General features: G+C 71.5%; 22 protein-coding genes and 1 pseudogene. 11 read left to right on the top strand and 12 right to left on the bottom strand.

Annotation, left to right across the window (positions count from 1 at the left end; all coding sequences use genetic code 11):
- Positions 1-53: 53 nt before the first annotated feature.
- A complete protein-coding gene (locus NVV32_RS12480; RefSeq protein WP_422390367.1) occupies positions 54-515 on the bottom strand; it encodes a MarR family winged helix-turn-helix transcriptional regulator in 462 nt (153 codons plus the stop codon).
- A gap of 61 nt (positions 516-576) precedes the next feature.
- Between NVV32_RS12480 and NVV32_RS12475 the strand changes: the two genes are divergently transcribed.
- From NVV32_RS12475 to NVV32_RS12440, 8 genes and pseudogenes are all read left to right on the top strand, one after another.
- Positions 577-945 (top strand): VOC family protein, encoded by a 369-nt coding sequence (locus NVV32_RS12475; protein WP_422390366.1) that lies wholly within the window; start codon positions 577-579, stop codon positions 943-945.
- Between the two features lie 103 nt (positions 946-1048).
- Positions 1049-2215 carry an alanine racemase gene (gene alr / locus NVV32_RS12470; protein WP_422390365.1) on the top strand — a complete coding sequence of 389 codons (1167 nt, stop codon included), beginning with the start codon at positions 1049-1051 and terminating at the stop codon, positions 2213-2215.
- Positions 2202-2753 carry a tRNA (adenosine(37)-N6)-threonylcarbamoyltransferase complex ATPase subunit type 1 TsaE gene (gene tsaE, locus NVV32_RS12465; protein WP_422390364.1) on the top strand — a complete coding sequence of 184 codons (552 nt, stop codon included), beginning with the start codon at positions 2202-2204 and terminating at the stop codon, positions 2751-2753. The genes alr and tsaE overlap by 14 nt, the downstream gene beginning before the upstream one ends.
- Positions 2754-2762: 9 nt before the next feature.
- Positions 2763-3452 (top strand): tRNA (adenosine(37)-N6)-threonylcarbamoyltransferase complex dimerization subunit type 1 TsaB, encoded by a 690-nt coding sequence (tsaB, locus tag NVV32_RS12460; RefSeq protein ID WP_422390363.1) that lies wholly within the window; start codon positions 2763-2765, stop codon positions 3450-3452.
- Complete coding sequence (gene rimI, locus NVV32_RS12455) at positions 3449-3916, top strand: ribosomal protein S18-alanine N-acetyltransferase (protein ID WP_422390362.1); 468 nt, start codon at positions 3449-3451, stop codon at positions 3914-3916. Before tsaB ends, rimI begins: the two co-directional genes overlap by 4 nt.
- Positions 3913-5004: a tRNA (adenosine(37)-N6)-threonylcarbamoyltransferase complex transferase subunit TsaD gene (gene tsaD / locus NVV32_RS12450; RefSeq protein WP_422390361.1), complete on the top strand. Its 1092-nt coding sequence runs from the start codon at positions 3913-3915 to the stop codon at positions 5002-5004. Before rimI ends, tsaD begins: the two co-directional genes overlap by 4 nt.
- 101 nt (positions 5005-5105) lie before the next feature.
- The gene (locus NVV32_RS12445) at positions 5106-5741 is read left to right on the top strand and encodes a GNAT family N-acetyltransferase (RefSeq protein WP_422390360.1); all 636 of its coding nucleotides are present in this window, start codon (positions 5106-5108) and stop codon (positions 5739-5741) included.
- 253 nt (positions 5742-5994) lie between these two features.
- Positions 5995-6192: pseudogene (locus tag NVV32_RS12440) on the top strand (MarR family transcriptional regulator); the annotation flags it as partial.
- Positions 6193-6405: 213 nt separating this feature from the next.
- On the opposite strand, the gene NVV32_RS12435 reads toward NVV32_RS12440, so the two are convergent.
- From NVV32_RS12435 to NVV32_RS12390, 10 genes are all read right to left on the bottom strand, one after another.
- Positions 6406-6570 (bottom strand): zinc-binding dehydrogenase, encoded by a 165-nt coding sequence (locus NVV32_RS12435; RefSeq protein ID WP_422392044.1) that lies wholly within the window; start codon positions 6568-6570, stop codon positions 6406-6408.
- A 142-nt stretch (positions 6571-6712) separates the two neighbouring features.
- Positions 6713-7519, bottom strand: a complete 807-nt coding sequence (locus NVV32_RS12430; protein ID WP_422390359.1) for an SRPBCC family protein — start codon at positions 7517-7519, stop codon at positions 6713-6715.
- Positions 7520-7721: 202 nt separating this feature from the next.
- On the bottom strand, positions 7722-8108 hold the full coding sequence (locus NVV32_RS12425) for a nuclear transport factor 2 family protein (RefSeq protein ID WP_422390358.1): 387 nt from the start codon (positions 8106-8108) through the stop codon (positions 7722-7724).
- Positions 8109-8117: 9 nt separating this feature from the next.
- On the bottom strand, positions 8118-9011 hold the full coding sequence (locus tag NVV32_RS12420) for a sugar phosphate isomerase/epimerase family protein (RefSeq protein ID WP_422390357.1): 894 nt from the start codon (positions 9009-9011) through the stop codon (positions 8118-8120).
- A complete protein-coding gene (locus NVV32_RS12415; RefSeq protein WP_422390356.1) occupies positions 9008-10162 on the bottom strand; it encodes a dihydrodipicolinate synthase family protein in 1155 nt (384 codons plus the stop codon). The genes NVV32_RS12420 and NVV32_RS12415 overlap by 4 nt, the downstream gene beginning before the upstream one ends.
- Positions 10159-11346: a Gfo/Idh/MocA family protein gene (locus NVV32_RS12410; protein WP_055768278.1), complete on the bottom strand. Its 1188-nt coding sequence runs from the start codon at positions 11344-11346 to the stop codon at positions 10159-10161. The genes NVV32_RS12415 and NVV32_RS12410 overlap by 4 nt, the downstream gene beginning before the upstream one ends.
- A 155-nt stretch (positions 11347-11501) precedes the next feature.
- Entirely contained in the window at positions 11502-11801 is a 300-nt protein-coding gene (locus NVV32_RS12405) for a hypothetical protein (RefSeq protein ID WP_055768281.1), read from the bottom strand.
- 151 nt (positions 11802-11952) lie between these two features.
- A complete protein-coding gene (locus NVV32_RS12400) occupies positions 11953-12249 on the bottom strand; it encodes a hypothetical protein (protein WP_055768284.1) in 297 nt (98 codons plus the stop codon).
- Between the two features lie 112 nt (positions 12250-12361).
- A complete protein-coding gene (locus tag NVV32_RS12395; protein WP_055768287.1) occupies positions 12362-12658 on the bottom strand; it encodes a hypothetical protein in 297 nt (98 codons plus the stop codon).
- Entirely contained in the window at positions 12658-13383 is a 726-nt protein-coding gene (locus tag NVV32_RS12390) for a GAF and ANTAR domain-containing protein (RefSeq protein ID WP_422390355.1), read from the bottom strand. Before NVV32_RS12390 ends, NVV32_RS12395 begins: the two co-directional genes overlap by 1 nt.
- A 271-nt stretch (positions 13384-13654) precedes the next feature.
- Here NVV32_RS12390 and NVV32_RS12385 point away from each other — a divergent pair, with 271 nt between their 5' ends.
- Positions 13655-13879, top strand: a complete 225-nt coding sequence (locus NVV32_RS12385) for a hypothetical protein (RefSeq protein ID WP_422390354.1) — start codon at positions 13655-13657, stop codon at positions 13877-13879.
- A 27-nt stretch (positions 13880-13906) separates the two neighbouring features.
- On the opposite strand, the gene NVV32_RS12380 is transcribed toward NVV32_RS12385, so the two are convergent.
- Positions 13907-14959 carry a LacI family DNA-binding transcriptional regulator gene (locus tag NVV32_RS12380; protein WP_422390353.1) on the bottom strand — a complete coding sequence of 351 codons (1053 nt, stop codon included), beginning with the start codon at positions 14957-14959 and terminating at the stop codon, positions 13907-13909.
- A 168-nt stretch (positions 14960-15127) separates the two neighbouring features.
- Between NVV32_RS12380 and NVV32_RS12375 the strand changes: the two genes are divergently transcribed.
- Positions 15128-16312 carry a Gfo/Idh/MocA family protein gene (locus NVV32_RS12375; RefSeq protein ID WP_422390352.1) on the top strand — a complete coding sequence of 395 codons (1185 nt, stop codon included), beginning with the start codon at positions 15128-15130 and terminating at the stop codon, positions 16310-16312.
- Positions 16309-17304, top strand: coding sequence for a DUF6807 family protein (locus NVV32_RS12370; protein ID WP_422390351.1), 996 nt, complete (start codon positions 16309-16311; stop codon positions 17302-17304). The genes NVV32_RS12375 and NVV32_RS12370 overlap by 4 nt, the downstream gene beginning before the upstream one ends.
- The last annotated feature ends 1 nt before the right edge of the window (position 17305 follow it).

Below are 17305 nucleotides of genomic sequence, written 5' to 3'. Positions count from 1 at the left end.
GAAGGGCAAGGGTGCGGTGCGGGTATCGGGCGGCGGGCCGGGGAGGGCCGGCGTCATCCCTGGCCGCGCGGCACGTCGTCCTCGTGAAGCGACCGGACCATGCGCTGCAGCGCATGGAAGGCGTGGGACTGCTCCTCCTGCGTCATGCCCCGGAGCATCCGTGCCTCCACCGACCGGACGGCCGTGCTCGCCTGCTCGAGGCGGTGCCTGCCCAGCGGGGTGAGCGTGACGGGGAGGGTCCTGCCGGCTGGAGCCTCGGCCGGCCGCGTCACGAATCCGTCCCGTTCCAGCGCATGCAGCAGGACGTTCATCGATTGTCGGGTCACGAAGGCCCCGCGGGCGAGGTCGGAGTTGGACAGGCCGGGGCGCTGGGCGAGGAGTTCGAGGCAGGAGTAGTGCGTGACGGTCATGTCGAGGGGCCGGAGGACGGCGTCCATGGCCGCCCGGAGGGTGCTCGATGCCTCCTTCAGCAGGTACCCCACGGAGGATTCGAGCTCGATCCGGTCTTGACCCATGTCAGAATTCTGACATACTTTCTCTTATGTCAGATAACTGACATGAGAGAAAGCAGTTCCCATGCCCGTCACCGGCCCCGATTTCGTCTCCCTCCAGGTCCAGCACCTCGACGCCTCACGGGCGTTCTACGAGCAGTACCTCGGTCTCGTCAGGTCCCCGACGGGACCACCGCACGCCGTCGTCTTCGAGACGACGCCCATTGCCTTCGCGCTGCGCAGCGTGATGCCCGGAACCGATCTCGCCTCCGCGTCGCACCCGGGGGTCGGAACGGCCGTCTGGCTCCACTCCACCGATGTCCAGGCCATCCACGACGCCCTGGTGGCCGACGGCCACACCATCGTCACGGGTCCCGAGAGCGGGCCCTTCGGCCTGACCTTCACCCTCGCCGATCCCGACGGATACCGGATCACCCTCCACGACCGCGCGTGAGGCAGGCCGCGCGGTCCACCCGGATCTGCGGCGGCACACCACCCACAGGGCCGGCGGCCGTCCCGGCGGTCGTCACCGGGCAGTGCGGGCACAAGCTGGCAGAATGGACCGCGTGAGTTTCCCCGAGCGTGTCGCAGAGATCGATCTCGATGCACTGCGACACAATGTCCGCCAGCTGCGCGATGTGGCGCATCCAGCCCGCGTGATGGCTGTCGTGAAGGCCGATGCCTACGGACACGGTGCTGTCCCGGTGGCCCGTGCGGCCCTCGAGGCCGGCGCCGCCTGGCTCGGTGTGGCCCACGTCAGCGAAGGGGTGGCCCTGCGCAGGGCCGGGATCGAGGCGCCGATCCTCGCATGGCTGCACACCGCCGGGACCGATTTCACGGCCGGTGTCGAGCACGGGCTCGATCTGGGCATCTCGGGCTGGGAACTCGAGCACATCGTGGCATCGGCGAGGGAGCTGGAGCGCCCCGCCATCGTGCACCTGAAGATCGACACCGGGCTGGGCCGGAACGGCTGCCCGCCGGACAAGTGGGACACCCTGCTGAGCCGTGCGGTGGAGTACCAGGAGGAGGGGCTCATCCGCGTGGTCGGGATCTTCTCGCACCTCGCGGTCGCCGACGAGCCCGCCCGCCCGGAGACGGACCTCCAGGTCCACGCGTTCCGGGAGGCCGTCGCTGCCGCCGAGAACGCCGGGATCGACGTCGAGGTGCGGCATCTGGCCAACACCCCGGCCACGTTCTCCCGGCCGGACTGCCACTTCGACCTCGTCCGGGTGGGGCTCGGCATCTACGGGCTCTCGCCGTTCGCGGACCAGGGCTCCGCCGATCTCGGGCTGAAGCCCGTCATGACCTTCAGCACCGTGGTCTCGCACTGCAAGGAGGTGCCCGCCGGCCAGGGGGTCTCCTACGGCTACGCGTACCGCACGCAGAAGGCGACCACGCTGGGCCTCATCCCCGTCGGCTACGGCGACGGCGTGCCACGCATCGCCACCGGAGCACCCGTGCTCGTCGAGGGACGGATGTATCCGGTGGTGGGCAGGATCGCGATGGACCAGCTCGTCGTCGACTTCGGTGCGACGGGCCTCGCCGACACGCCGAACAGCCTGCTGGGCCGGCGGGCCGTCCTCTTCGGCGGAGCGGGGGCGCCCGCCGTCGAGGATTGGGCAGCGGCCGCCCAGACCATCAACTACGAGATCGTCACGCGGATCAGCGACCGCGTGGAGCGCGTGTACCTCGAAGCGTCCCGGGAGAGCGATGACGACGCCTGAGTGGTCCGTGGCGTTCGAGGTCGCGTCGGCCGCGGAACTGCAGGCACTCGCGGAGCAGCTCGCGCACCAGCTGGCTCCGGGCGACCTGCTGGTCCTCTCCGGGGAGCTGGGGGCGGGCAAGACCACGTTCACGCAGGGGCTGGGGCGCGGGCTCGCCGTCGAGGAGCGCATCATCTCGCCGACCTTCGTCCTCGTGCGCCAGCACCCCTCCACCGTGTCCGGACCGGGGCTCATCCACGTCGATGCCTACCGCCTCGAGAGTGCTGCCGCGGTGGACGACCTCGACCTCGAGGCGACCCTCGCGGCGAACGTCACCGTGATCGAGTGGGGAGCGGGCCGCGTGGAGCACCTCAGCGACAGCCACCTGCTCGTGGACATCGTCCGTCCCACCGGTGGCGCGGCGGCCGGCAGCGCGGGGGAGGCCGCCGTCCTGACCACCCATTTCGACGACGACGGCGAGGACGAGGTGCGCGGCGTCACCCTGGCGGGCGTCGGCCCGCGCTGGCGGGGCGGGCCCCCGGCACTCGCGCTCGACTAGGCTGGACCGGTGCTTCTCCTCGCCCTCGACACGTCCGCCGCGGCCACCGTCGCGCTCCTGGCCGACGACGCCGTCGTCGGCCGGTTCAGCAGCGGCGACACCCGCTCGCACGCCGAAGTGCTCGCGCCCGCCATCCAGGACATCCTGGCGGCTGCCGGCGTCTCCGGAGCCGATCTCGACGCGGTCGTCGCCGGCGTGGGGCCGGGTCCGTTCACCGGGCTGAGGGCCGGCCTCGTCACGGCGCGGACCCTGAGCTTCGTCTGGGACGTCCCGCTGCACGGCGTGATGAGCCTCGACGCCCTCGCCCTCGATGCCGTGGCGGCTGGCGCAGTCGACGCCGGAAGCACGTTCCTGGTGGGCACGGACGCCCGTCGGGGCGAGGTGTACTGGGCGTCCTACCGCGCGGGCGCCCCGCAGGGCAGGGACGCGGCGACACCGGAGCTGCTGGACGGCCCGCACGTCGGCGCGGCCGGTACCCTCCCGCCGGGCGTGCCGCTGGTCGGACGGGCGGCGAGCCTGTACCCGGCCGACGTCGTCGGTGTCCCGGCCTTCGCCGCGGCTGATCCGGACGCCGTGTCCCTCGGCCGCGTCGCCCGGTCGCGGATCCTCCTGGGTGTGCCGTCGCTGGACACCACGCCGCTCTACCTGCGCGAATCCGATGCGCGCGTCCCCGGACCCCGGAAGCGGGCGACGGCGTGAGCTTCACCCTGCGCGGCCTCGCCTTCGAGGACATCGAGACCATCGGGCGGCTGGAGAACGAGCTGTTCCCCACCGACGCCTGGCCGCTCGAGATGTTCTACACCGAGTTCTTCCAGCCGGACACGCGGCGCTACATCGTCGCCGAGGTCGACGGTGCGGCGGTGGGTTACGCAGGGGTGATGGTCATCGACACGACGGCGGACATCCAGACCATCGGCGTGCTGCCCCGCTTCGAGGGGCAGGGCATCGGGCGGGCCATGCTGGCGGAACTGCTCGACGAGTCCCGACGGCGAGGTGCGGAGACGGTGATGCTGGAGGTCCGCGCCGACAACCCGCGCGCCCAGCAGCTCTACGCCAGGTTCGGCTTCGAGCAGATCCACACCCGGAAGACGTACTACCGGGACGGGGTGGACGCGTGGGTCATGCGGCTCGTCCTGGCCCCCGCGGGAGGGGTGGCGTCATGAGCGCGCAGCCCCTCGTCCTCGGGATCGAGTCCTCCTGCGACGAGACCGGCGTCGGCATCGTCCGCGGGACCGAGCTGCTGACCAACACCGTGTCCTCCTCCATGGACGAGCACGTGCGCTTCGGCGGCGTGATCCCCGAGATCGCGTCGCGGGCCCACCTCGAGGCCTTCGTGCCGACGCTGCGGGCCGCACTCGACGACGCCGGGGTGACGCTCGGGGAGATCGATGCCATCGCCGTCACCGCGGGGCCGGGCCTCTCCGGAGCCCTGATGGTCGGTGTCTCCGCGGCCAAGGCGCTCGCCGTCACGACGGGCAAGCCGCTCTACGCGATCAACCACCTCGTGGCGCACGTCGGCGTCGGGGTCCTCGGCGGGACGTTCCCCGAGGGGCTGCCGCCGAACCTCGGCGCCCTCCTCGTCTCCGGCGGCCACACGGAGATCCTCCGCGTCGGTGACCTGGCGCACGACGTCGAACTGCTCGGGTCCACGATCGACGACGCGGCGGGCGAGGCGTACGACAAGACCGCACGGATCCTCGGGCTCGGTTATCCGGGCGGTCCTGCCATCGACCGGGTCGCACGAGACGGTGATCCCAGGGCCATCAGGTACCCTCGCGGGCTGTCCCAGCCCAAGTACATGGGGACTGCCGACGAACCAGGGCCGCACCGCTACGACTGGTCCTTCAGCGGACTCAAGACCGCCGTCGCCCGGAGTGTGGAGCAGTACGAGGCCGCCGGACGCGACCTGCCGGTCGCGGACATCGCCGCGTCCTTCCAGGAGGCCGTGGTGGACATCATCACGTCCAAGGCCGTCCTGGCCTGCCGCGAACACGGGATCACGAAGCTCCTCCTCGGCGGCGGGGTCGCCGCGAACCGTCGGCTGCGCGAGCTCGCCGCCGAGCGCTGCGACGCTGCAGGGATCACGCTGACGGTCCCTGTACCGTCGCTGTGCACCGACAACGGGGCGATGGTCGCAGCGCTGGGAGCGCAGATCGTCCTGGCAGGCCTACCACCGAGCGGCATCACCTTCGGGACCGATCCCTCGCTCCCGGTCACGCGCATCGCCCTGCCGGACGGGAACCATCAGTAGGCATACCGCTAGGCAAACTAGCTTTACATAAACTGTACTAAGGGCTAGGTTGGGTGCAGGTCGAGAAGACGGCCTGACCCCCTTTGACCTCTGGTGACGCCATGACCATTGCTCCAGCCTCTTCACACCCCTCCACCATCGCTGCCGGTGCTCCGGCCGACCTCCTCGAGATGTCCTCGCAGACCACGCACGGCGACGACGCCGGCTTCGATCGGTGGCCGGGGATGGCCTCGACGGGCGACCTCGGGGCCGTGTCCGCCGAGGCCGAGCCGACGACCCTCCCGTGGTCGCTCGATGATGCGACGACGCGCCAGCTCCGTCGGTGGAGCAACCAGCTCTACAGGATCCTCGATTCCGATACCCCGCCCTTCGGGGCCTCTGACGACTACGAGCGGGTCGTCGACGAGCTCGGACGCCGCGAGGAGCAGGCGCGCGAGGGGTCGGCCGGGACCCGCCGTCGGGATTCCTTCCGCGACAATCCGCTCAACCGCCGCTTCGAGCTGTTCCAGGACGGCATCCTGGCCGGCTACGTGTCCTACTCCATGCGGGCCGGGTGCCTGCGGCTGCACCGGACGGTCGTCGCCGAAGCCTTCGAGGGGGCCGGGCTGGAGCAGATCCTCATCCGCAACGTCCTGCTCGACGCCCACAGGCGGCGCCTGTCCGCCCTGCCCTACTGCGGCGAGGTGCAGGCCTTCCTGGCGGGCAACCCGCAGTACAGGTCGCTGCTCGCCGGTTGACCACCGCGTTCCCGAGGGATCTGCCGGCCAGGATGCGGCCGCCGACCACGAGGGCGCGAGACGGGCAAGCGCGCGGCAGGGACGCTGCCGTGACGGACCCCGGAATCCCGACAGCGTTCCGGGCACCGGGCGGTTCCGTCGGGTGAAGGCACGTAACGTGGGGTGCCGCATCCCACGAAGCGAGCAGACCGTGTCCACCCGTGATGATCCCGCCGTTGCGCGCGACTACCCTGTCAGCGCGGCGATCCTGTCGATGGGCCACGGCCAGCGGGCTCTCGCGGCGTCCTACCTGGGCGGCCTGGGTCTCTTCCCTGGACAGGAACTGCTGCTCATGCAGTTGTGGGAGGAGGACGGGCTGTCCCAGAAGGCGCTCGGGATGCCTCAGGGACTGGACCACTCGACCGTCGCCAAGTCCGTCCGCCGGCTCGAGGCCGGGGGACTCGTCTCCCGGTCGCGGTCCCCCCGCGACGGCCGCGTCACCCTCGTCCATCTCACCGAGGCCGGCCGCGCACTGCACGGGCCGGTCACCGCGGCCTGGGCCGAGCTGCAGGCGGCTGTCGCCGCCGAGCTGACAGTCGCGGAACAGGTCGACTTCCAGCGGCTCGCCCGGAAGATTGTGGTCGGGATCGACCGGGATCGACCGGGCGAGTGCCGGACGGGACCCTCAGGGTCCCTGAACCGCGACCTTGCCGCGCAGGTGCCCACCCTCGCTGAGGCGGTGGGCGTCGGGGAGCGCGGCGATGGCGAAGGTGGCGGCGATCGACGTCGTGACAACTCCCCGCGCGGCGAGATCGAGTGCGTCGGCGAAGCCGTCCGCCGTCAGCCGCATGGGGTCCCCGGCCGCCACCGCGACGCCCAGGCCCGGGCAACATAATTCCGCGACGGCCGGTTCATGGAAGAGGACCGGCCCCCGAGGGGGTCCGGTCCTCTTCCGGCGTTGCGGTCCGTGCCGCATCCCTACCGGCAGGCGGCTACAGCGTGCCCCTGCGGTCGGTGCCGTTCCCGTCGAGGACGGTGCCGTCCTGCAGGCCGCCGGTCTCGGACGGGACCCCGGTCCCGGGGATGCCGTCGACGGCGGGGACGGGATCGACATCCACGACGTCGTCGTCCGCGACGATCGGCGTGGTCCCGGGCACGACCGGGGCGGTCTCGGGGACCACCGGCGCGGCATCGACCACGGGCGTGACCTCCACCGTGGTGTCCTCGTCGTCCTTCTTGTTGGCTGCTGCCGCTGCGACTCCTGCGACCGCGGCGGCCGCGGCGACGCCCACTCCGGCGGCAACCTTGCCGGACACGCCGGCCTTGCCGCTGTCACCACGCGACGAGTCGGCGTCCTCGACCGTCGGCGTGCCGCCGATGCCCGGGACGGTGCCGCGCCACGCGCCGGTGGCGTAGCTCTCGGACTCGATGAACTCCTTGAAGTTCTGCAGGTCCTTCTTGGCCTGGTTCTCGACGACGTTCAGCTTGTCGCCGACCTTCTCCACGAGCCCCTCGGGCTCGTACTCCAGGACGAGGTTGATCCGCGTGGTCCCGCCGAGGTCCTCGAAGGACACGGTGCCCGCGTTGGTGGCACCCTCGGTCGCGGCCCAGGAGACCTTGCGATCGGGGACCTGCTCGACCACCCTGGCTTCCCACTGGCGGCGGATCCCGCCGATCTCCGCGACCCATTCCATGCGGTCGTCGCCGAGCTGGGTGATCTGCTTGACGCCACCCATGAAGTGCGGGAATTCCTCGAACTGCGTCCACTGGTTGTAGACGGTGGTCACTGGAAGATTCACTACGACGGTTTCTTCGACCTTGGTGCTCATTGTGCCTCCCTGGCGTTGTGCGTGCGGTCGCCGACAAACATCATCAGCATGCTTAGCTTATGGGTTGGGCACGCGTCCCGCCAGTACTTCACGCCGGAACAAGGGGGGGAGCGATCCGGGTCAGGAGCTGGGCGGTGGGGTGTCCCCACGCGTCGACGAGCTCCTCGGCGCCTCAGGGCAGATCGCCCACATCCGCGTACTTCCGGCGCCAGTCGCGGCCCTCCTCGCCGCCGTACATCGTCCAGTACTCGCGGCCGGAGGTGATGACGCCGTCCGCCACGGTCCAGAAGGAGACCACGCGGAAGATGCCCACGTCCTCCTGCGGGACCTGGACCTCAGAGACCACCGCCTCCCCGGCGTCGTACACGTTGAGGACGTCGATGCTCCAGCCGTTCGGGTGCTCGGAGTTCACGGCCACCATGTTCGCGCGTCCCCGGATGATCTCGCGCGTGACGGGCCAGAAGACCTCGACATCCTCGGCGAGGGTCCGTCCGACGGCCTCCCAGTCCCTGCTCCAGACGGACTGCCAGTACTGCCGCACGACCTCGGTGGATTCCATACGCCGATGCTACCGGCGCAGACCCGCAGGCCGCTCGGCGAGGTGGGGTGCGACGGCCTGCTGGAAGCCCTCGACCGTACGCGCGACGGCGGTGGCGGGGGCGGTGTCCCAGATCTCCTGGTTGAAGATCTCCACCTCGACGTCGCCCGCGTAGCCCGCACGCTCCACCTCGGCCGTGATCGCGGCGAAATCGATGACGCCGTCCCCGGGGTAGTGGCGGGAGAGCAGCACGTCCGCCGCCAGGGGAGTGCGCCAGTCGCATACCTGGTAGCTCGCGATCCGGTCCTCGCGCCCGGCGCGGACGATCTGCGCCGTGAGGTCCGGGTCCCACCACACGTGGAAGGTGTCGACGACGACGCCCACCACGGCGGGGTCGAACGGGGCGGCGAGATCGAGCGCCTGCCCGAGGGTGGAGATGACGGCCCGGTCCGCGGCGTACATGGGATGCAGCGGCTCGAGGGCCAGCCTCACTCCTGCTGCGCGCGCTTCCGGCGCGAGCTCGGCGAGGGCATCCCCCACCATGGAGCGGGCGCCGGCGATGTCCCGCGATCCCTGCGGCAGGCCGCCGGCGACCATGACCAGGACGGCGACCGACCCCGGGGCGCCCGCGGCGGCGAGCTGCGCGGTCTCCTCGATGGCCCGGCGGTTGTCGTCCATGGCGGTGCGCCGGGCAGGTCCCTCCGGCACGGTGAAGAACCCTCCACGGCAGAGGCTCGAGAAGCGGAGCCCGGAGCCGGCGAGGAGCCGGCCGGCCTCGGGCAGGGAGGCGGCCTGCACCGAGTCCCGCCACAGTCCGATGCTGCCGATCCCCGCGGCGGCGGTGACCTGCAGGGCCTCGGCGAGGGGTGCGTACTTGATGGTGGCCTGGTTGATGGACAGCCGTGGATCCGGCGCGCGGGTCATGCCGGGACCCCGCTGACCGACAGGAGCCCGTGCCAGCGCTCACGGGCGAGCTCCGGCTGCTCGAGTGCACCGCAGTCGTTCGCCAGCCGGACGATCTCCGAGAGGTGCGGCAGGCTGCGGGCCGCGTGCAGTCCGCCCACCATCCCCACGCCGGGCTGGTGCCCGTTGAGCCAGCTGAGGAATGCCACGCCGGTCTTGTAGTAGAACGTCGGCGTGCTGAAGATCTGGCGGGACAGCGCCTCGGTCGGCCCGAGGATGCGCTGGTACGCGTCGTGATCGCCGGCGTCGAGCGCCTGGACCGCCGCGGAGGCGTGCGGGCCGAGCGCCGCGAAGGCGCCGAGCAGGGCATCCGAGTACCCCGAGGAGTCGCCGCCGATGAGCGAGACGTAGTTGAAGTCGTCGCCGGTGAACATGCGCGTCGGCGCGTTCAGCCGGCCGCGGACCGCACGCTCCGAGTCGGCGTCCAGCAGGCTCATCTTCACGCCCGCCACCTTGTCGGGGGCGTTGGCGATGATCTTCAGGAGGGTCGAGGATGCGGCGTCGGTGTCGGGGGACCCGAAGTAGCTGCCGAGTTCAGGATCGAACGCGGCGCCGAGCCAGTGGAGGATCACCGGGGCGCCGGCGGCGGCCAGGACCTCGGCGTACACGCGCTCGTAGTCCTCCGCGGAGCGCGCCGCCCTCGCCAGGTGACGGCTCGCCATCAGGACCACCGACGCACCGGCGTCCTCGGTCAGGTGCAGCTGGTGCTTGTAGGCGTCGACGACGGCATCGAGGGTGATGACGGCGTCGTCCACGTGATCCGTGTTCACCCCGACCACGAGGCCACCGCCCACGGACTGCGCCTCGGCGGCACTGCGGGTGATCAGCTCGCGCGTCGCAGCGGCATCGAGGCCCATGTTCCGCTGCGCGGTGTCCATGGCGTCGGCCACACCGAGTCCCCAGGACCACAGGTGGTGGCGGAAGGCGAGGGTGGCGTCCCAGTCGAGGTCGGCGGGAGCGCCCGGGACGTTGTCCGCCGTCGTCCGCGGCACCACGTGGGCGGCAGCGTAGACGGTGCGGCTCGCGAGGGGCGCCGTGGGCCGGGCGAACGACGGCGCGGCGTTGAGTTCGACGGCGGAGGTGCGCCCCGCCGCATCGACGAGCGTGATCATGCGGAGGCGACCGCATCCTCGAGGGGGAGCGGGGTGGTGCGGACGTCCTCGAGTTCGAGGCGCCGGCCGGAGCGGGAGCTCTCGAGTCCCTGCTCCGCGAGGTACATGCCGCGGGCACCGGCGAGGAAGTCGTACGGGTGGGGGCCGTCCTCGAGGACATGGCGGAGGAAGTCCTCCCACTGCGTCTTGAAGCCGTTCTCGAACACCTCGTTGGTGGGGACGTCGATCCAGTCCGCGTCGTAGTCGTGGGTGTCCTCGAGATCGGGGTTCCACACGGGCTTCGGTGTGGCGTTACGGGGTTGGATCTTGCAGCCGAACAGCCCGACGACGGCGGAACCGTGGGTGCCGTCCACCTGGAACTGCACCAGTTCGTCGCGGTTCACGCGGACCGTCCAGCTCGAGTTCAGCTGGGCCACGATGCCGCCCTCCAGCTCGAACACGGCGTACGCGGCGTCGTCGGCCGTGGCGCGGTAGGTCCGGCCCTGCTCGTCGACGCGCTCGTCGATGTGGGTGACGGCGCGGGCGTACACGGACTCCACCCTGCCGAAGAGGTTCTCCAGGACATAGCTCCAGTGCGGGAACATGTCGACGACGATCCCGCCGCCGTCCTCGGCGCGGTAGTTCCAGCTGGGACGCTGGGCGTCCTGCCACCCACCCTCGAAGACCCAGTAGCCGAACTCGCCGCGCACCGAGAGGATCTGCCCGAAGAAACCGGAGTCGATGAGGCGCTTCAGCTTCTGCATGCCCGGAAGGTAGAGCTTGTCGTGCACCACGCCGTTCTTGATGCCGGCCGCCTCGGCCAGGTCGGCCAGCTCGAGGGCGTCCGCCGCCGTCTCCGCGGTGGGCTTCTCGGTGTAGATGGCCTTGCCCGCGGCGATCGCCTTGCGGATGGCGGCCGAACGCGCCTTGGTCACGAGGAAGTCGGCGTAGACCTCCCATGTCGGATCCGCGAGCACGCTGTCGAGATCGGTGGACCAGTGCTCGATCCCGTGCTTCGCGGCGAGTTCCGCCAGTTTGGCCTCGCTCCGGCCGACCAGGATGGGCTCCACCTGGACGCGGGTACCGTCCGAGAGCAGCACCCCGCCCTGGTCGCGGATGGCGAGGATGGAGCGCACCAGGTGCTGCCGGTACCCCATGCGCCCGGAGACGCCGTTCATGATGATCCCGATTGTCCTCGTTGACATTGATGCTCCTTGGCTTGCGGCGCGGCTGCTGTTCCCAGCGGCCTTGGAAAACGCTTACCGCGAGTGTAGGTCAAGATCGTGGGAGCGGCAATAAGCCCGGTTCCGGCGGGGTGGCGCAACGGCCGGGGCAGCAGTAGCCGGACGCGGAGGGCGCGTCAGATCCCGGGAGCGGACCGACGCGGGATCTCACGCCGGGTGCACTGGTCCGGACGCACCCAGGCCTCGCGGGCTATCGAGAACTCGATCCACTGGGCCAGCACCGCGGTCCGCGTCCACGCCATCGCGAACCCGCGGACGGTCTGCCGCGACCCGTCGGGGTACTCGAGGTCCACCCAGAGGGCGGGCGCGGGCGGGACGGACTCCGTGATGCCTTCGGTGGGCGTCTCGAGCTGCACCGGCGGGAGGTACTGGTGTGTCGTGGGCGGCAGCCCGTGCCATCCGGCCGCCTTAGCCACGGCGTCGTCCCGTCGGCTGTCCTCCGCAGCGGACCGTGCGCCGCGGGGCGGGCGGCCGGCCGGACGGGCTCGACGGCGGTGCGGTGTTCGTCGTCGTCCGGTCCATGGCACCACTGTACGAGGGGGCGGGAGGCGGCAGGGGGAGGGGCCGTCAGGCCGGGTGGGTGGTGCGCGTGGCCAGGTCCCGTCGCCGGCAGCGCGTGGCCTCGACCCACGCCTCCCGCGCCCGCGAGTACTCGATCCACTGCGCCAGGACGGCGGATCCGGTCCATGCCATCGCGAAGCCCTTCATGGTCCGCCTCGACCCGTCGGGATAGTCGAGGTCCACCCACAGCGCCGGCGACGCGGGCGGCTCGGTGACGTGCCCGCCCGGCGTGTCCAGCTGCAGGGGAGGGACGTAGCGGTCAGCGCTCGGTGGGATGCCGTGCCACCCCGGTCGTTCGGCCATGCCACGAGGGTACGCCGCTGGTCCGACACCCTGGCAGGGCCCTCCGGTGTCCCGCCGCACGCCGCTCGCCGGGACCGCTGGTTCCGAGCGGCCGGCCCGGCTCGCGACGGCGCTACTGCTCTGTGTCGTCCTCGGAAGCCGAGTGGGCCCGGACCAGGTCGTCGCAGAAGCGCGCCCTCCGCCTCGGCGGCAGGTCGTCGACCATCTCGTTCACGGCGAGCGCGAGCAGATCGCACTCGAGCGGCGGCAGGGGGATCAGACCGGCCAGGTAGGCCTCGACCTCGTACTCCTCGACCTCGCCGCTGAGCGAGAAGTAGCGCAGCCACACCTCACCGGTCGAGAAGCCGGCCTCGACGATGGCGGCGTTGATCGATGCCCGCTGCTCCTCTGCGTAGGGGAATCCGGCCACTAGGCGTCACTGCCCTCGGAGGTACCGTGGCCGTTCACGATCTCCGCGGTGAGCCGGCGGAACGGAATGCCGGTGCTGCGGGCGCGGGCCGTCAGGGCGGCGAGCGCCTCCGCCTCCGTCAGGCCCTCACGCTGCATGATGATCCCCTTCGCGATGCCCACGAGGTCCCGCGATCGCAGGGACTCCCGGAGCTCCCTGCTGATGCGCGTGGACGTATCGGTGGTCTGCACGTGACCGAGCAGCGCCGAGGCTGCGACGGACAGGCTGCGGAGCCGGGTGCGGTCGGACTCGTCGAAGGCCGCCGGGGTGGTGGAGTAGACCTTCATGGCGCCGATCGCATCGCGTCCCCGCATCAGCGGAACGCTGAAGCAGGCCCTGATGCCCGCGGCGTCCGCGGCGACGCTCCACGCCGGGAAGCGGCTGTCCGAGGCGGTGTCCTCGACGGTGACGGGCGACCGGGTGGCCCAGGCCGCCAGGCACGGGCCCTCACCCAGGCTGTACTGGAGGTCGTCCGCCGTGCGCACGAGGGCGTCGGTGGCACCGACGCTGGTACGCTCCGCGTCGTGGATGAGGGAGACGCCGGCGCCGACCGCGTTGGGCGTGGTCTCCTGCGCGACCTGCGCGAGGAGGTCCACGGCATGCTGCGCGGTCTCCTGCGTCAGCGTCAGGCCGCGGATGCGGCCCAGGGTGGCACCCAGCTCGCTGGAGAGGGGAAAGGAATCCATCAGTAGCCTCGAACGTCATGCCAGGCTTGATCCTGGCGCTGCGGGCCTTCTGCTAGACCACGATCGCACGTTTCCGGCGATCAGCTGACCCCATCGTAACCGTGCAGGTGCCGGGACCCGTCGCCGCTGGGAAATTGCTCCCCGAAAGCCGCGATCGTCTGGTTAGGATTGTCGCGACGACGCCACGGTCGCCGTGCCCACGGTCCCTGATCGATGGAATGGACGTGTCGGCGTCGTGCCGTCCCCCAACGAGTGTGAGGTGCTCCGCGCCATGACGAACGACGATTTGCAGAAGATCCGCGTGGCCGCGGCGGACAAGGAGGACGTCGAGTTCGAGCTCGACCGCGCCGAGCTGGTCCTGCAGGAGGCGGTGGCAGAGGCGCTCGTCCACGGTGAGGACATCGCCGTCGTCGCGGAGCTGGCAGAACTCCCGGTCGAGGACGTCGCAAAGCTCGCGGCACAGGACGCTGCCCCGGGCTCCGTCCTGCCCTTCTGACGGGATCCGGCCGGGGCCGGACGTGCCCTACCGCGGCGGAGTGCTCTCCCGGATGACGGTCTCCGTCGGAATCGCGCCGGGCCCTGCCGAAGCGCCGGTCCCATCGCCGTCGTGGGCGGTACCCGTGGCGAGCCGGAGGGCGCGGCGTCCCACGTCCTCCAGGGGGATCCGCACCGTGGTGAGCGCGGGCGTGATGTCACGGACGGTCGGGATGTCGTCGTAACCTGCCACGCCGATGTCCTGTCCGGGCACCAGGCCCGCGTCGCGCAGTGCCGAGACGACGCCCACGGCCATGACGTCGTTGACCGCGAAGATGAGGTCCACGCCGGCGCCGGCGGCCAGGAGTTCCTGCGTGCCGCGGTATCCGCCGTCCCGCGTGAAGTCGGCGTGGATGATGCGCTCGGCCGGCAGCCGGACGCCGTGCTCCGCGAGCCCGGCCGTGAAGCCTGCGAGCCGCTCCTGCGCGGTCCTGATCTCGGCGGGCCCGGCGATCACGGCGACGTCCCGGTAGCCGAGGCCGGCCAGGGCGACGGCGAGGTCCCGCGCGCCTCCGTGGTTGTCGAGCAGCACCGTCGCGAACGGCGCCGCGTCCTGGCTGATGAAGGCGACCTTGCCGCCCGTGTCCTCGAAGGAGGACAGTTCCGCGCGCAGGTGCTCCTCGAAGGGCGATCCCGTGGTGCGGGACCCCGCGAGGATCATCACCCGGGGACGCTGGCCGCGGAGGGCCCGGACGGTATCCAGTTCGCGCTGCGAGTCACGGCCGGTCACGGCGATGGTCACCACGAGGTTCTCCTCGCTCGCGGCGTCGATCACCCCGGCCGCGATGCTCGAGAAGTAGGGATCGGCGATGTCCGCCACGAGGAGCGCCACGGTGGTGGTGCTGCCCTTGGCGACCGCCTGGGCGAACAGGTTGGTGGTGTAGCCGAGCCGCTGCGCGGCCTCCACCACGCGGAGCCGGTAGGACTCGTTCACCTTGCGCGCGCTGCCGTTCAGCGACCGGGATGCCGTGGCGAGGGAGACGCCTGCCTCGCGGGCGACGTCGTGCAGCGTCGCGGGACTCTTGCTGGCCGGTGCCGACATCGCTCGTACTCCTGGGGGTCCGGGCTCCGGCCGTCCGGCCGCACCCTGGTGGATCTTCCGCGTCAAAGGGCCATTCTTGCACGGTGCGAGGCCGGCCCTCCGAGGCTGGTAAGCGCTTTCTCTGTTACTGTTCCGAGAACCGTACTGCCGACCGACCAGGGAGGATCCATGCCCCAGCCCGTCCCGATCGGAGCGCCTGTACCGTCCGCCGACCCCACTGGGTCCGGCAGGGCCGATGGCCCGGCCCCGCTGCTCCGGGCCGCCATCCTGGGGACGGGCGGCGTGGCGCATCTCCACGCAGCTGCGCTTGCGGGCCTCGACGGGGTGCACCTCGTGGCCGCCGCGGACCCTTCCGGGCAGCACCTGACGGACTTCGCCGACGCCTACGGCGTGCCCTCCCGTTTCTCCTCCCTCGAGGAGCTCCTCGAGGGAGGCGGCGTCGACGTCCTGCACATTTGCACGCCGCCCGGCGGTCATGCCGAGCAGACCGCCGCCGCCGTCCGCGCGGGTGCGCACGTCGTCGTCGAGAAGCCCGCGGCCCTGAGCCTCGACCAGCTCGACACCATGCTCGACGCCGCCCACGCCGCACGACGCGGACTCGCCGTCGTGTTCCAGCAGCGGTCCGGGTCGGCGGCGGCCAGGGTCAAGGAACTGCTCGACTCCGGTGTCCTCGGCAGGCCGCTGTCCGCGCTCTGCCAGACGCACTGGTACCGCACACCCGAGTACTTCGCCGTGCCGTGGCGCGGTACCTGGGCCACCGAGGGCGGCGGCACCACCCTCAGCCACGGCAGCCACCAGATCGACCTGCTCGCATACCTCCTCGGTGAGTGGGAGTCGGTGCACGCGACGCTCTGGCGTCAGCAGCACGACATCGAGACCGAGGATCTGGCGCACGCATCGCTCGTCTTCGCCTCCGGGGCCGTGGCGTCGGTGGTCACCACCGTCCTCGGGCCCCGTCAGTCGAGTCTCATCAGGATCGACACCGAGCACGCGACCATCGAGCTGGAGCACCTGTACGGGCACGCGCACGCCGACTGGACGATCACCCCGGCGGCCCATGTCGACGAGGAGACGTCCTCGGCATGGGTCCTGCCCGAGCTCGAGATCCCCAGCGGGCACGACGCGCTCCTCGCCGAGATCTACGCATCACTGCGCTCCGGTGGGGGCATGCCCCCGATCGTGTCCCACCCGAGCAGGGCGCTCGAGATCGTCACGGGGATCTACGCGTCGGCGCGCGAGGGTCGCTGGCTGGCCCGCGCGGACCTCGCCGACCCGGCGCTGCGGGGGCCGCTGGCCGCCCCCGTCACGGATGGCAGGCGACGCGCGGACGGGACCGGCGGGACGACGACGTGAGCGCCTCCGTCCCCCTCTCGGTCGGTGGGCGCCGGGCGGGACTCCTGCACGACGGCACCGACGAGCCCGCCGTCCACTCACCGCGCCCCTTCGTCCACCCGCTCCTCACGCCCGGCGGGCTGACGGTCTCCGGTGATCGGCCGTCCGACCACCCCTGGCACCACGGCCTGGGGATCGCCGTCTCGACGGTGACGGTCACCGGGCAGGCCCATCCCGTCAACTTCTGGGGAGGCCCCACCTTCCTGCGGGGCGAGGGCTACGTCCAGCTGCCGAACAACGGTGTCCAGCAGGTCGGCTCCGCCGACAGCGCTGTCACCGACAGCGCTTCCACCGACGGCACCGACGGCCGCGTGCGGCAGCAGCTCGTCTGGCGGGCGGCGGACGGCACCGAGGTCCTCGCCGAGGAGAGGAGCTGGCGCGTGGACACCATCCGGGCCGGCGGCGTCGACTGGTTCCGCACCACGGTCAGCAGTCGCTGGACCAACACCGGCGGGGGCGGCCTGGCGTTCGGGAGCCCGACCACGTCGGGACGGCCAGCTGCCGGCTACGGCGGATTCTTCCTGCGGCTGGCGCAGACCTTCGACGGTGCGACCGTCCTCGGCGCCCCCGATCCGAGCCCCGCGCGTGACCCGGATCGGGGCGCCGGGGGAGTAGGGCCGCCCGCGCCCACCGCCGTCGAGCTGGACGAGGCGGAGGCCATGGGGCGCCGGGGGTCCTGGCTCGGCGTCCGTGCAGCGACGGCATCGGTGCTCATGGTCGCCGGGCGGGGTGCTCACGGCGGGCCTGCGCCCTGGTTCGTGCGGACCACCGGTACCCCGATGCTGTGTGCGGCGCCGTTCTTCCACGAGGAGGTCCCGCTCGCCCCGGCGGCCACGGTGGACTGGACCTGGTCCGTCCTCGTCGCCGACGGTGCCGTCCCGGGCACGGCCTTCGCGGTGGCGGCGCGCGTGCCGTTGCCGGCGGTCGGACGGGTGGATCCACCCGGCATCTAGG

It is taken from the genome of Arthrobacter sp. N1, from assembly GCF_048288285.1.
GTDB lineage: Bacteria > Actinomycetota > Actinomycetes > Actinomycetales > Micrococcaceae > Arthrobacter_D.
Note: the sequence above shows the minus strand (reverse complement) of the source record. Positions and strands in the feature narration are given on the sequence as shown.

Bases quoted from the DNA above. Each gene is read 5' to 3' on its own strand.
- NVV32_RS12480 (WP_422390367.1), bottom strand. From the start codon at position 515: ATGGGTCAAGACCGGATCGAGCTCGAATCCTCCGTGGGGTACCTGCTG.
- NVV32_RS12475 (WP_422390366.1), top strand. From the start codon at position 577: ATGCCCGTCACCGGCCCCGATTTCGTCTCCCTCCAGGTCCAGCACCTC.
- alr (WP_422390365.1), top strand. From the start codon at position 1,049: ATGGACCGCGTGAGTTTCCCCGAGCGTGTCGCAGAGATCGATCTCGAT.
- tsaE (WP_422390364.1), top strand. From the start codon at position 2,202: ATGACGACGCCTGAGTGGTCCGTGGCGTTCGAGGTCGCGTCGGCCGCG.
- tsaD (WP_422390361.1), top strand. From the start codon at position 3,913: ATGAGCGCGCAGCCCCTCGTCCTCGGGATCGAGTCCTCCTGCGACGAG.
- NVV32_RS12445 (WP_422390360.1), top strand. From the start codon at position 5,106: ATGACCATTGCTCCAGCCTCTTCACACCCCTCCACCATCGCTGCCGGT.
- NVV32_RS12435 (WP_422392044.1), bottom strand. From the start codon at position 6,570: ATGCGGCTGACGGCGGACGGCTTCGCCGACGCACTCGATCTCGCCGCG.
- NVV32_RS12425 (WP_422390358.1), bottom strand. From the start codon at position 8,108: ATGGAATCCACCGAGGTCGTGCGGCAGTACTGGCAGTCCGTCTGGAGC.
- NVV32_RS12420 (WP_422390357.1), bottom strand. From the start codon at position 9,011: ATGACCCGCGCGCCGGATCCACGGCTGTCCATCAACCAGGCCACCATC.
- NVV32_RS12415 (WP_422390356.1), bottom strand. From the start codon at position 10,162: ATGATCACGCTCGTCGATGCGGCGGGGCGCACCTCCGCCGTCGAACTC.
- NVV32_RS12410 (WP_055768278.1), bottom strand. From the start codon at position 11,346: ATGTCAACGAGGACAATCGGGATCATCATGAACGGCGTCTCCGGGCGC.
- NVV32_RS12400 (WP_055768284.1), bottom strand. From the start codon at position 12,249: ATGGCCGAACGACCGGGGTGGCACGGCATCCCACCGAGCGCTGACCGC.
- NVV32_RS12390 (WP_422390355.1), bottom strand. From the start codon at position 13,383: ATGGATTCCTTTCCCCTCTCCAGCGAGCTGGGTGCCACCCTGGGCCGC.
- NVV32_RS12385 (WP_422390354.1), top strand. From the start codon at position 13,655: ATGACGAACGACGATTTGCAGAAGATCCGCGTGGCCGCGGCGGACAAG.
- NVV32_RS12380 (WP_422390353.1), bottom strand. From the start codon at position 14,959: ATGTCGGCACCGGCCAGCAAGAGTCCCGCGACGCTGCACGACGTCGCC.
- NVV32_RS12375 (WP_422390352.1), top strand. From the start codon at position 15,128: ATGCCCCAGCCCGTCCCGATCGGAGCGCCTGTACCGTCCGCCGACCCC.